This is a genomic window from Streptomyces sp. NPDC059456 (assembly GCF_042750055.1).
Classification (GTDB): domain Bacteria; phylum Actinomycetota; class Actinomycetes; order Streptomycetales; family Streptomycetaceae; genus Streptomyces.
Genome location: NZ_JBHYVA010000207.1, coordinates 1 through 12,330 on the forward strand (window position 1 = coordinate 1; position 12,330 = coordinate 12,330).

A 12,330-nucleotide genomic window follows, 5' to 3' on the forward strand; every position below is an offset into this window, starting at 1 on the left:
GTCCGGGGGGTACGGGGCCTGTCCGGAGGTGTCCGGGGCCTCGGATCGTCGCGGGGGGCGGGGTCTTCGACCGCCTTGCGGCACCTACGGGGCTCCGCCGACTCGGGGCCTTCACCCCCCTCTCCCCACCACCGCCGAGCGGCGGTTGCCCACCCGCCCCCACCGGCGGGCCTGTTGCTTCGGGGTGCGGCATCCGATCGCACCGGATCAGGGAGGGTTCGGGGGTTTCCCGTCAGTCCCATCGTCCTTCCGGTGCGGGCCGGCCCGTCAAGGGCGCTCCCTGCGGTCGCGTCGCTGCGCGATGGCCTGCGGCCACCCTTGACCGCCCGTCCCACCCCGGAAAGACAAGGACTGCCGGGAAGCCCCGAAAGAACGGCACGGGTCAGAGGGCAATGAGCGGGGAGGTCAGGGGGCAACTGCCCGGTCCCCGCTGGCGGCAGCCTGCCAGGCACCACCGCCCGGCAGGCCGGTGTCGGGGGCCGGGGCATCGGGCAGGCTCACGCCCGGGGCCCACCAACTGGCGTGTCCCGGGGCCGGTGTCGGCCGTACCTGCATGAAGCAGCGGCCTGCCGAACATCGGGAGCCACCGCTCGCATCCGATCGCTACGCGCTCCTCACCGACGGCGTCCGACGCCCGTCCGGGGCTGGACATAGGCCGCCACGGATCGCTACGCGGCTGAGGAGACGTGGCGGCGATCAGGTGTCAGTCGTGGAGCACGCCTCGCACGCGACGTTCCGGGAGGCGCCCGTGTCGGGGTCCACCATGACGGTCACGCCGGACCCATGGGGGCACACTCGACGGGGGCGCCTGCCGGGCCGGCGATCAACCCGGGTCGCGGCGAAGGCTGCCGCCACGCCGTGGAACCGAGGGTCGACCCACTCCTGTGGACGAGACTCGTCAGGATCTTCACTCACCGCAACCCCTTCGACGCGGAACGTAGTCACTCGACTGTAGAGGAAGGGGCCGGTCAGCCGGCCGGCGGCGGCGCAGCGCACGCCGACCCGCCCTCCGTGCACTCGCTGTGCATGCAGTCTCCGGCGTGGATCTCCGTGTCCGCCAGAGTTCCCCACAGATACGCATCGGGCGCATACCCGGCCTCGCGGATCGCTTCCATCGTCCGGTCGAGGGTGTCCGCGTCACGCTTCAGCGTCTCCGGCCCCTCTGGCCCGTGGTCCACGAACCGGGCGACCGACGCACATGGTTGCCGGTACGTCTCCGTGTGGAGGATGAGTGCGCGCCATCCCGCGTAGACGGTCCTCGCGAGATGCAGGTGCCGCCCGGTGGCCGTCGCGGCCGTCACGGCCGTCACGACGAACTTGATGACCTCGTCGACGATCCGTTCGGCGAGCACTTCGTCCACGCCGTCGTTGTCACGCACCACGAGGCGCGCCACAAAGGTGTCGTGCGGACTGCCCCAAGGTCTCGGTTGCCATCTGGGTTTCCTCTCGGGTGTCGGGGATGACAGCGACGCGCAGTGCGCCGCGACGGGCCGGACGCTCAGCCGCGGGAACGGAGTTCGGGGTGGTGTCGCATGATCAGGACGTTCATGTCGCTGACGCGCGAGCGGTCGCGGTCCACGTGGGCCTGGAAGCGGGCCAAGACGTGGGCGGCGCACTCGGCGCAGGAGTCCGGGGGCACCGGCAGTCGCGGGAACAGGTCGGCGGCCTCCATCAGACGGCCTCGATGTTGGCCACGGCCGTGGAGATCTCCCGGCCGGACGGGCCCCGGACATAGGCCAGCTTCACCCAGTGCTCACGGGCGGGGGTGTCGGAGACGTCCTCCCGGACCACCGCCATGAGCTCCCCCTCGACACCGGACGCGATGTCCCGCACCCGCTTGTGGAGCAGCGCGTGAGGTAGGTACTCAAAGGGGTGGGTTACTGCTTCATGCATCACGGGGTCTCGCTCTCTGCCTCATCCGTGGTGGTGAGATGAGTGTGAGAGCACGGCAAGGCCCCGACTATCACGACATATTGATAGCCGGGGCCAATGGATCGCGCAGTGTTATACGCCCAGCCAGGACCCGTATGACATGAAGGAGTCCGGGAGTTGACGACGGGCCGCTTCCAGGCCGGCGTAGGTCTCGCGAACCGTCTGGTGGTAGCGGGCCTGCTGCGGCGCCGACTTTCTCGCCTTCAACAGGTTCTGGAACGAGGCGTCGAGGTCCCCCGTCCACATCTGCGCCCGGGCCAGCTCCGCATAGTGGTGCGACCGACGGGACTTCGGCCAGTCGCCCGGGATCGTCACGCTTCGGCCCGCCTGTGCGGCCTGCCCGTACTCGTCGAGCTCGGCGAGCACGCTGACTCGGTGCACGGCAACGTTCGTCGGGCCGAACGCCAGCCAGTGCGTACTGACGGCTTCGCCCGTTCCCACCGCGATCCGCTCCGCTTCGGCGAGGTGTCCCTCGGCGCGGCCGCCGTCCTTGGACCGGCCGGCCATCACCGCTGCGCCGAGGTGCAGCTGCCCTGTGACGACCTCCCGCTCCCGGGACGGATCCGCCTGCGCCAGAGTGCGCAGTCCGAGGTCTACCAGGCGCTCCCCGGTACGGTACTCGCCGTCCCTGAGATAGGTGAGCGCGCGCATGTACCGGTACATGCCGCCGAACACCGCGTCTGAGCCACGCTCGGCCGCCCAGTCCATGCGGGCGAGGGCCAGTGCCGCGAGGTCGTAGTAGCCGAGCTTGCTGGCGACGTCGTAGGCAGTGCGGTAGAGGCTGGCCAGCAGCAGCCAGCGGTCCCGGCCCGGCGCCGCGTGGGCGGCCGTGGTCGCCTCTTGGATGAGTCCGGGGAGCTGGCCGGCAGTTTGCTTGATCTCCCCGGCCCGGACCGCGACGAGGAGGGCCTCGGCGTCGTCGGTGAGCAGCTGGTGCACTCGTGGGGTGATGTCCGGGTCGGCGCCGAGGTCGTACACATCCAGGGCTTGGCGGATCGGCCGGATCAGGATGTCCAGCTCGTCGGCACGGAGTTCGGTGGCGTACGGCTGTCCTGTGATCACGTCGACGGACACCCGAAGGGCGCGAGCCACCGCAGCGATCAGATGCGGGCTGGCCGGGATGACGCCCTGTTCGGTCTTCGTGTACGTGCTGTACGGGACCTGGGACAGATCCGATACGGCCTGTTGGGTGAGGTGGCGTTCGAGGCGCAGGCGCTTCATGCGCGCGCCGGTGTGGTCGTTCGGTAGAGAGTGCATGGTGGCTCCCGTTCAGACTCGACATCTGAACGGTACCGGCACACGACAGGATCCCCTTCTGGCCCAAGGGCTGAGGGCCACCGTGCGCTCCCTGCCACGAGAGCATCTGCGGCCGGGTGGAGGCAGCCCAAACCCACCAGCAAGGCCCTTGCAGTGTGGGGGCTTGGGGCGGCCGACAGCCGGCAGGAGAGGGGCGCGGGGCGGGGACGCCAGATGGAGGGACAGTGGCTGACGATCTGTCCGCGGTGGCGCCGCCTCCTCTACGAAGCGGGCACGCTCAAGCACACCCGCCGTACCGGCTGGTGGATGGCCGGCGTCAACGACCCCGAGAGCGTCGCCGAGCACGCGTGGCGGACGTCGCTCATCGCGTAGCCGGGGAGGAAGTACGCGCCGGCCGGCGAGAAGGCCTGACGCCACGGACGGGCATCCGCTCGCGCAGCCTCGGGGGCTTGGCGACGGGTGGTTGATGATCTTACCGAAGTCTGACGTGCCCCTGTCGGGACGGCCACAAGTGCCCTGCTGCCTCTAGCGTGTTCACACATCCCCGAGTGCAACCGGTCGGCGTGAGCCGTACCCGGTGACGGTTCGTTTTTGGGGAAGCCCGAAATTTCGTGAGAAGGCGGAAAAATGACGGTCGAGACGCTTCCCCTCTGCGCTTACCCGGAGTGCACCAACCACCCCGAGGCGCCGACGCCCGGCAACCCCGAGCCCCGGTACTGCGCTCACCCCGACCACAACGCGCTGGGTGCGTTCCGCAAGTTCCGGGCCAAGCGGCAGCAGCGCAAGGACGAGAAGCGTCAGGCCGCCGAGGCCAAGAAGGCGGCCGGGGCGGCGGCCGCCGCGGACGGCCTTTCCGTCGAGCGGGCGGCGGTGGAGACCGCAATACCGGGCGTGGACGGATCCGATGCGCGTGCCGACCTCGTGGCGCTCATCTCCCGGCTGTCCGCGGACCTGCCGGGCTACATCGAGGAACTGGCCCTCATCACGGACTCGGCCGCCGCCGAGGAGCGCATCCGGACGGTGACCCGGGCCGCGGCCGAGCGGACCCTGGACGCCGAGCAGCGCACCGCGCTGGCGGAGGAGGCCGCGGATCTGGCCGTCGCCCAACTGGACGTGGCCAAGCACCGGTTCGAGGAGCAGGCGGACAAGATCCGCCAGGAGGCCGCGCAGCAGGTCGCGGACGTGGCGTTCGTACGGGCCGAGCTGGAGCGTTACCGCGAGCGGGTCGCCCAGCTGGAGGAGCGGCTCGACGGCGTGCGCGAGGAGGCGGACGCGGCCCGGCGGGAGCTCGGCGAGATCGCACGGCAGGCCGAACAGCACCGTTGCGGGGTCTGACGACCGCCCCCGGACCGCCGGGATCGTTCACGTCGGGGACCGACGGATGGATGCGCCGATTAGCCAGAGGACCGCCGGTGCGCCTGTCACGCACTCACTGACCGGTCCATTCACATATCGCAGCACGGAATTACCACAACTGGAGGAAAACATGTCTCGAACCGTCAAGCGGAGCACCCGGCTGGCAACGGTCGCCGGGATGGTGGCGGCCGTCGGCGCGGGAATGATCGTGACCGCACCCGCGAGCCAGGCGGCGCCGGTCGCGGCTTTCCGCCTCAGCAACTTCTCGGCGACCATCGCGAACATCTGCGTCCACACGGACGTCGCGACGAAGTGCTCGGGAAACATAGCGGCGGGAAAGAGCGAGGTGTACAAGGTGGAGTACAAGGGGGCGAGCAACTGGTACTGCACCTCCACCGCGAAGGGACTGACCGGCACCGCCAGCACTCCCTATTTCAGCCGGGCCAACGTCAAGGAATGCGCGGAGGTCGGCAACATTTTCGGGGCCAGCATCATGCTCAAGTGAGCCGCGCCGTCGTCACCTCGGACGACGGCTGAGCGTCGCGCCGGTGCCCGGTCTCGCGGCCAGTGCCGCTGCGAGACCGGGCGCCGGACGCCACGCGGGCGGACCGCGTCCGGTGCCGCCTACGGCTGCGGCTCGAAGTCCCAGTACGGGCGCATCTGCTGGCGGGCCGAGACCGTGTGGACGTGTTGCGGGCCCAGGGTGCGGGTCAGTGCGCGCAGGCCCGCGTCCTCGTGTTTCTGGGCTTCCGTGTCCTCGCGGACCGAGCGGAGGTCCGCCGCCAGGGCGATCTGGGCGCTCAGGGTCATCGGGTGGTCCGGGCCCAGGATCTGTTCGCAGCCCCGGAGGGTTTCGCGGCTGAGGGACACCGCGTCCTCGAAGTGCCCCGTGATGTTGCGGTGGCCGGTGGCGTTCAGGGCGCAGCCCAGGGTCCACGGGTGGCGGTCGCCGACCGCGCCGCGCATGCCGACCAGGGCCTGTTCCGCCAGGTTGAGGGCCTCGGTGCGTTCGCCCTGGGCGCGCAGGACGAGGCCGAGGTTGCCGACCGTGCCGATGCTGTACGGGTGGGCCAGCCCCAGCTGCGTCTGGTAGCCGCGGACGACCTCCTCCGAGATCCGGCGGGCTTCGCCGACGTCCCCGTACTCCCGCAGGTAGGTGGCGTAGTCGGAGGCCACCATCAGCGTCCAGGGGAACTCCGCGCCGAAGACGCGGGTGGAGCGTTCCAGGACGCTGCGCAGCCGGGCTCCGGCGCCGGGGATGTCACCTGAGCGGCGCAGGCACATGCCGAGGTTGTGCTCGGCGCGCAGGGTCTGGGGGTGGTTGGTGCCCAGGACCTGGGAGTTGAGTTTGAGGCCCTGTTCCTGCCGGGCGAGGGCTTCGCGGTAGCGGCCCATCAGGCGCAGCCCCATCGCGCAGCCGATGCCGGAGGAGAGGGTGGCGATGTGCCGTACGCGCAGGACCCGTTCGCGGCGGCGCAGGGTGTCGAGGTCGGTGTCGTAGGCCTCCTGGTAGCGGCCCAGCAGGCGCAGGGCGACCGCGACGTTGTTCTCGGCGTTGAGGGTGGTGGAGTCGTCCTCGCCGAGCAGTTCGCGGTAGCGGGCGAGGGCGTGTTCCAGCAGTTCGCGGGCTTCCTCGAACTTGGCGGTGCCGAGCAGCACCCCGGCGTAGGTGCTGGTGGCGCGCAGGGTCTCCAGGTCGCGGTCGCCCCGTTCGGCGAGCATCCGGTCGGCAACCGATTTGGCGAGGACCTCGGCGCGCTTGAAGTGCCCGAGCATCCGCAGGGCGCCGCCGTGGTGGTAGCTGAGCTCGCGGACCTGGTCGTGGTCGTCGCCGAGCATGGTGCGCCACACGGCGTCGGTCTGTTCGGCGAGCCGCAGGCAGGTGCGGTACTCGCCGGCGAGGATCAGGTAGCGCAGGCAGTGCAGCAGGAAGGTCTGGATCCGCGGGTTGCTGCTGGTCAGTACGCCGGCGGTCTCCAGGTGCGGGATCAGTTCGGCGTACCGGGGCCAGAGCCGGGAGTCGGAGGGCCGGCCGGGGTCGGCGGCGGCGAGGACCTGCCGGACGGCGCGGGAGAGCGGTTCGGCCTCCTCCTCGGAGAGGTTCTCGCGGACGATGCCGTGCACCATGCGGTGCAGCTGGACCGTCTCCAGGCCGCCGCCCTCCTCCACCGACAGGTCGGAGTATTCGAGGCGGACGACGGAGAACTGGACGAGCTTGTTGAGGGCGGCGTTCCACCGGATCTGGTCGTTGATGAGTCCGGCGAGCTGCTCGGGCACGTCGTCGGCGGGGAACTCGCGCAGCAGCCGCAGCGGCACCGGCCCCGGGGCGAAGAACACGAACAGCCGCAGCAGGGACAGCGCGTCGGGGAAGTTCTCCCGGACGTTGTTGAGCAGTATCGCCAGGGCGGTGGGGAAGGGCAGCGGGTAGTCGTCGGAGACGGTGACCGCCTCGCGGGAGTCGAGTCTGCGCTGGAGCAGGGCCAGGTAGTCGCCCACCGTCAGCGGGGAGTCGGCGAGCCAGCCGGCGGTCTGGTCGAGGGCGAGGGGGTAGTCCTCCAGGGCCTCGGCGAGCTGGTCGGCCTCGCCGCCGGTGAGGCGGCGGGCGCGGCGGCGGATGAAGGTGACGGATTCGGGCCGGGCGTACAGCGGGACTTCGAGGAGGCTGGTCTGCCGGGAGGCCCATTCGCGGTTGCGGGAGGTGATGATGACGTCGCCCGCGCCCGACGGCAGGAGGTCGGTGAGGTCGTCGGGGTTGTCGCAGCCGTCGAAGACCATCAGCCAGCGGCTGTACGGGGATCCGCGGCGCAGCGCTTCCAGCACGGCCCGGATCTGCTCGCCGTAGCTGCCCGCGCCGAGCGGCAGGCCCATCGCGGGGGCCAGGTCGGCGAGCCGTTCGCGCAGGGTGGGCCGGTCCTCGGCGGGGACCCACCACACGACGTCGTACTCGGAGGCGAAGCGGTACGCGTACTCGGTGGCGACCTGCGTCTTGCCGACCCCGGACAGGCCGAGCAGGGTGACGGTCGAGGCGCCGGGCGGGGCGTCGGCGAGGGCGGCGCGCAGCCGGCCGATGACGTCGTTGCGGCCGGTGAAGCGGGGGTTGCGGCGCGGGACGCGGCCCCAGATCTCGGGCGGGTCGTTGGGGAAGCGGGGGCCGCGGCGGCCGGTCTCGGTGCCGATCCGGTCGGTGGGCAGTTCGAGCCGGCGCAGCACCCGGTATTCGGCCTCGTACGCGTCCAGGCCCCACAGGTCGGTCTTCTCCAGCACGGCGACGGCGCTGGGCAGCGGGGCGTCGGTGAGGCAGACGGCCGCGAACCGGTCGGGGTGGTGGTCGGTGACGGTGCGCAGGGCGGTGTTCCACTCCTCGTCGGTGTGGGCGGCGGCCGAGAAGTAGCGTTCGCTGAGGATGAGCAGGACCCGGCTGCCGCTGCGGGCCAGGTCGTCGAGGGCGGGGGCGAGTCCGGGGCTGGACTGCGGGTCCCAGCGTGCGAGGGCGACGCGGTGGCCGTGCTCCTCCAGGCGGTGGGCGATCCACACGGCCCAGGGCCGGTTGAACCCGGCGAAGCTGATGACGAAGCGCTGCGGCTGTGCGGCTCCGTCGCGGTCTCGGTCCTGGCGAAGTCCGGTGGTCATGCGGCCGTCTCCCTGACATCCGGGCGGTGGACGGGGTTGAAAAGGTACCGCAGCGGACGGCCCGTCAGCCCTGTGTGAACAGGGCGAGTTCGGGGTGCCGTGCGCACCAGGTCCGGCGTTCCCGGTCGACGGCGCGGCGGGCGGTGGCGTGCTGGTCGCCGGGCGGCGGCAGATCGTCCATGGCCCGTTCGGCGGCGGCCATCGCCGCGGTGAACTCCCGTCCCGCTGTGGTGAGTTGTGCGTCCCGGTGCAGGGTGGGCAGGACGGCGGCGACCTGGGCGCGGATCCGGGCGTGCTGGGCCCAGGCGCCGCGGGCGCCGTAGAGGGCGGCGCGCTGCCAGTACCCGGCCAGGGCCAGATGGGCGTACGCGCCGTGCAGGAGTCCCTCCAGCGGGCGGGGGTCGCTGCGCCAGGGGGCCCAGTGGCGGGGCGTGCGGTCGGCGGTGTGCAGGGTCAGTACGTCGGCGAGGGCGGTCAGCTTGCCGTGCTGGACCTCGTGGACGAGGGTGGCGGCCAGGGCGGGCGGGGCCTGGGTGCGGGCGAGGACGGAGCCGGCGGCCGCGGGCAGGGTGGCGCCGCTGGAGCGGGAGCCGCCGCCGAGCGGGACGACGGAGCGCAGCAGCAGGCCGATCTCCTCGGCGCGGGCGGTGTCGTACCGGTCGAGGAGGGTGAGCGCGCCGGACCACTGGGTGTCCCAGCGCTTGTGGCCCTTGGGGGTGAGCCGGCGGGCGGGGCGTACGGGCGTGGGGTGGGCGGGGCCGGGGGCGCGGTAGGGGTCGAGGTCGTCGAGGGCGGTGCGGCCGCCGGGCAGGGTGTGCAAGGCGAGGGTGGTGGGGTCGTCGGGGTCCCAGGAGCCTTCGGTGAGCGCGAGCGGGCCGGGGCGGGCGGGGCGCAGCAGCCCGAGGGTGGGCAGGACGAGCCGGCCGTGCACGGGCCGCAGCGTGGCCTTGAAGGCGATGCCGGAGCGCAGGGCCGCGGCGGCGGCGAGCGCCCCGAGGTGGCCGAGATCGGCCGGGGGCCCGTACGGGGCGTGCAGCCGGCGCAGGGTCTCCTCGGCCCACACGCCGGTGGCGGGGTAGTGCAGTACGTCGCGCACGGCGTCGGGGGCGTGCCGTTCGGCCTCCTCCAGCAGCGCCCAGTGGTCGGCGGCCTCCCCGGCCCGGCCGCCGGGGGCGGCGTCGAGCACCCCGCGCAGCAGGACGAGCCGCTTGGAGCGGCGGATGTCGCGGACCAGGGCGCTGCCGTCGGCGGAGGGCTCGGTGGAGGCGAGGGCGCGCAGGGTGGCGGAGGTGACGGTGAACCCCGCCAGCGAATCGGTCATGAGGCGGCCGCCCGCGGGGTCGCCTGGCCGGCGGTGACCGTTCCGGGCGGGCCGGCGTCCGGGTCGGCCGGCTGCGCGGGCGCGGTGCCGGCCGTCGCGCGGTGGAGGGCTGCGGCGATGTGGCGGATGACGGCCTGGAGGTCGGCGCAGTACACGGACGGCCCCTGGAAGCCCTCGCCGGCGCGGTAGCGGTGCGGGTAGTGGCCGCCGCCGCATACCTCGACGAGTTCGCAGGAGCGGCAGCCGTCGGCGAGGGCTGCCCGGCCGAGCTGGCGGGCGACGAGTCCGGGGTGGTCGAGGAACGCGTCGAAGCCGTCGCTCTCCACGTTCAGTCCGGTGGCCGCGGCGCCCTCGTAGGCGGATTTCAGCGAGTCCGCCTGTTCGATGCCGCCGTCGGACTCGATCACGGCGGTGGTGGCGGGGGCCAGGCCGAGGGTCTCGGTGGCGGTGGGCAGTCCGATCAGCAGGGCGATGATCTCCTCGAAGATCCGGATCCGGGTCCGCAGCACCGCCTCGTGCCACCAGCGGTCGAAGACGGCGACGAGCCAGTCGGCGTACGGGGTGGCGGGCGGGCGGTGGCCGGGCGGCGGGGTGCTCCGGTTGGCGAGCGGCAGGAGCAGTCCGATGACCGGCGGGGCGAAGTCGAGCAGCGACTCGTACGTCTCCACCGGGTCCTGGGCAAGGTCGACGACGCAGAGCACCCCGGCGTAGCTCCCGGGGTGCCGGGCGAGCAGGCGCAGACCGCGGGCGGCGGCGCCGAACCCGGGGCGCCCGGTGTGGTCCACGCGGCGCAGGTTGTGCGCGGGCAGTCCGCCGTCGAGGCTGACGCCGACGCGGATCCCGGCCGTGGCCAGCGCGGTGAGCCGGCCGCGGGTGAGCAGGGTGCCGTTGGTCTGGACGGTGGCGGTGACCCGGGTCCGCGGGGAGGTCCGGGCGAGGGCGGCCCGTACGGCGTCGACGGGGGCGGCCAGTTCGGCGGGGGCGGTGAGCAGGGGTTCGCCGCCGTGCAGGACGAGGTCGACGCGGGTCAGGGCGTGGGCGGCGGCGTGCTCGGCGATCCGCTCGGCCGCGCGGGCGACGGTGGCCGGGGACATGGCGACGGGCTGCCCGCGCCAGCCCTGGTCGGCCATCTCGTAGACGTAGCAGTAGGTGCAGGCGAGGTTGCAGCGGCTGCGCGTCTTGAGCACGAACTGGCGTACGGGGTGGGGCCGGTGGCCTGCGGCGCGCAGCGCGGGCACGTCGAGCCGGGCGTACGGCCAGGGCGCGTGGATCCGGTGGGAGGGCAGCACGACGTCGCTCGTGTTGGTCTGCCTCATCGTTCGTACCTCCCGCGCCGCGGTCGGTGCATCCCTGCCCGGCGGACGGCACCTGCTAACGGCGGAAACGGGTCAACTGTGGCTGCTCTGCGTTGCCTTGGGAATGCGGTGCGTAAGGGGGCCGGGCCGCGCGACGGGCCCGCGATCCGGGCCGGGCGGGGCCGGATGCGGGGCCGATGCAGGGCCTATGCGGGGCCGGATCCGGGTCCGGATGCGGAGCCCGGCGCGGGTCAGGCCACTCCGGAGTCGAAGGCGTTGAGGATCTCGGCGGGGTGGGTGACCCGCTCCACCATCCCTTCGATGACCCGGGCGAGCACGGGATGGTCGATCCCGCGCAGTGCGGCCAGATCGAACCCGGAGAGGTCCGGTAGCGGCCCGGAACAGGGCCCGGGCCCGGCGGAGCCCTCCGTTTCCGCTTCCTGCTGCCGAGTCACCATGGGCTGCCCGCCCCCCTGTCGCGTCGCGCGTCCGCTGGTCCCCTGCACTTTTCCCCGGCCCACGCCCGCCAAGCCCGGCCGGGACCCGGCGGACCCGTCACAGCCCCGCCTCCAGGGTGCGGACCCGTGACCGCAGGGCCTCCCGCCGCTCGGCGGCGGGCTCCCCGAGCCGCGTCCACAGCTCCACGGCCGAGCGGTAGGCCTCCAGCGCCGCCCGGGGCCGCGCCAGCCGTTCGAGCACCTCTCCCCTCAGCTCCTGCACCCGGGCCGCCAGTTCCACCGCCACCACCCGCCGCTCCGCCCGGTCGGCGGCCAGCGCGGCCCGCCACGCCCGCCGGTAGGAGTCCGCCGCCCGGTCGAGCCGGTCCAGCGCCCGGGTGTGCGCGTGGATCTCCTGCTGGACGTCGCCGTGCTCCCGCCAGGCGCGGGCCTGCTCCAGCGGGCCGCGGCTCTGCCGGACGGCCAGCTCCAGCAGGTACTCCGCCTCCCGCAGGTCCACCACGTCGCCCTCGTACGCGTGCCGCAGCCGCAGCCCCTCCGCGAGCCGCACCAGCCGCTGCGCGGATCCGGGGTCGGACTGCGGGACCGCGGCCCGGCTGTCGCGCAGCACCCGTACGGCCGTCGAGGTGAACCGCCGCCCGCCGGCGGCCCGCGCCCGGTCCAGGAGGACGTCGCCCCACTCGGGCAGCAGCTCCCCGTAGGCCTCCCCGTCGCGGGGGATCAGCCGGCGGGCCCTGCCGTACGCCTCGGCGGCGTCCTCCAGGGCCGCCGGGTCCGTGTCCCGCGCGGACCGGGCCCGGTGCACCCGGGCCAGGCACACCAGGGCGGCCAGCCGCAGCTCCGGGTCGCCGGTGGCCTCGGCCAGGGCCAGGTCCAGCTGTCCGGCGGCCTCCTCCAGCCGCGGGGGCAGGTACCGCAGGGCGGTGGCCAGCTCCACGCGTACGCGGGCGGCCGCCGCCCCCGACGGCTCGGCGGCCAGTCCGGCCGCCAGGTGCTCGGCGGCCTCCCCGGCCAGGGCGGCGCGCTCCTGCGGGTCGGGGGTGCGGGGCAGCAGCGCGAGCAGGACCCGGCGGAGGGCGGG

General features: G+C 73.2%; 10 protein-coding genes and 2 pseudogenes. 3 read left to right on the plus strand and 9 right to left on the minus strand.

The genetic code is table 11. The features are described 5' to 3' along the window. Positions 1-968: 968 nt before the first annotated feature. The 4 genes from ACFXA3_RS19575 to ACFXA3_RS19590 form a co-directional block, all read right to left on the minus strand. Positions 969-1,394 carry a hypothetical protein gene (locus ACFXA3_RS19575; protein ID WP_385188336.1) on the minus strand — a complete coding sequence of 142 codons (426 nt, stop codon included), beginning with the start codon at positions 1,392-1,394 and terminating at the stop codon, positions 969-971. Positions 1,395-1,498: 104 nt separating this feature from the next. Next, on the minus strand, positions 1,499-1,672 hold the full coding sequence (locus ACFXA3_RS19580) for a hypothetical protein (RefSeq protein WP_385188338.1): 174 nt from the start codon (positions 1,670-1,672) through the stop codon (positions 1,499-1,501). Next, a complete protein-coding gene (locus tag ACFXA3_RS19585) occupies positions 1,672-1,893 on the minus strand; it encodes a hypothetical protein (RefSeq protein WP_385188340.1) in 222 nt (73 codons plus the stop codon). Before ACFXA3_RS19585 ends, ACFXA3_RS19580 begins: the two co-directional genes overlap by 1 nt. A 111-nt stretch (positions 1,894-2,004) precedes the next feature. Continuing rightward, on the minus strand, positions 2,005-3,189 hold the full coding sequence (locus ACFXA3_RS19590; protein ID WP_385188342.1) for a helix-turn-helix domain-containing protein: 1,185 nt from the start codon (positions 3,187-3,189) through the stop codon (positions 2,005-2,007). A 224-nt stretch (positions 3,190-3,413) separates the two neighbouring features. Here ACFXA3_RS19590 and ACFXA3_RS19595 point away from each other — a divergent pair. The 3 genes and pseudogenes from ACFXA3_RS19595 to ACFXA3_RS19605 form a co-directional block, all read left to right on the plus strand. Beyond that, a pseudogene (locus ACFXA3_RS19595) lies at positions 3,414-3,558 on the plus strand (HD domain-containing protein); the annotation flags it as partial. A 258-nt stretch (positions 3,559-3,816) separates the two neighbouring features. Further along, on the plus strand, positions 3,817-4,524 hold the full coding sequence (locus ACFXA3_RS19600; protein WP_385188344.1) for a hypothetical protein: 708 nt from the start codon (positions 3,817-3,819) through the stop codon (positions 4,522-4,524). A gap of 151 nt (positions 4,525-4,675) precedes the next feature. Then, complete coding sequence (locus tag ACFXA3_RS19605; protein WP_385188346.1) at positions 4,676-5,050, plus strand: hypothetical protein; 375 nt, start codon at positions 4,676-4,678, stop codon at positions 5,048-5,050. A gap of 119 nt (positions 5,051-5,169) precedes the next feature. Here the strand turns inward: ACFXA3_RS19605 and fxsT are convergent, their stop codons facing one another. From fxsT to ACFXA3_RS19630, 5 genes and pseudogenes are all read right to left on the minus strand, one after another. Continuing rightward, positions 5,170-8,175, minus strand: a complete 3,006-nt coding sequence (gene fxsT, locus ACFXA3_RS19610; RefSeq protein ID WP_385188348.1) for an FxSxx-COOH system tetratricopeptide repeat protein — start codon at positions 8,173-8,175, stop codon at positions 5,170-5,172. A 64-nt stretch (positions 8,176-8,239) separates the two neighbouring features. After that, positions 8,240-9,496 carry an HEXXH motif domain-containing protein gene (locus ACFXA3_RS19615; protein WP_385188350.1) on the minus strand — a complete coding sequence of 419 codons (1,257 nt, stop codon included), beginning with the start codon at positions 9,494-9,496 and terminating at the stop codon, positions 8,240-8,242. Next, a complete protein-coding gene (locus ACFXA3_RS19620) occupies positions 9,493-10,812 on the minus strand; it encodes an FxsB family cyclophane-forming radical SAM/SPASM peptide maturase (RefSeq protein WP_385188351.1) in 1,320 nt (439 codons plus the stop codon). The genes ACFXA3_RS19615 and ACFXA3_RS19620 overlap by 4 nt, the downstream gene beginning before the upstream one ends. 230 nt (positions 10,813-11,042) lie before the next feature. Further along, complete coding sequence (gene fxsA / locus ACFXA3_RS19625; protein WP_385188353.1) at positions 11,043-11,249, minus strand: FxSxx-COOH cyclophane-containing RiPP peptide; 207 nt, start codon at positions 11,247-11,249, stop codon at positions 11,043-11,045. A gap of 97 nt (positions 11,250-11,346) precedes the next feature. After that, positions 11,347-12,330: pseudogene (locus ACFXA3_RS19630) on the minus strand (hypothetical protein); the annotation flags it as partial.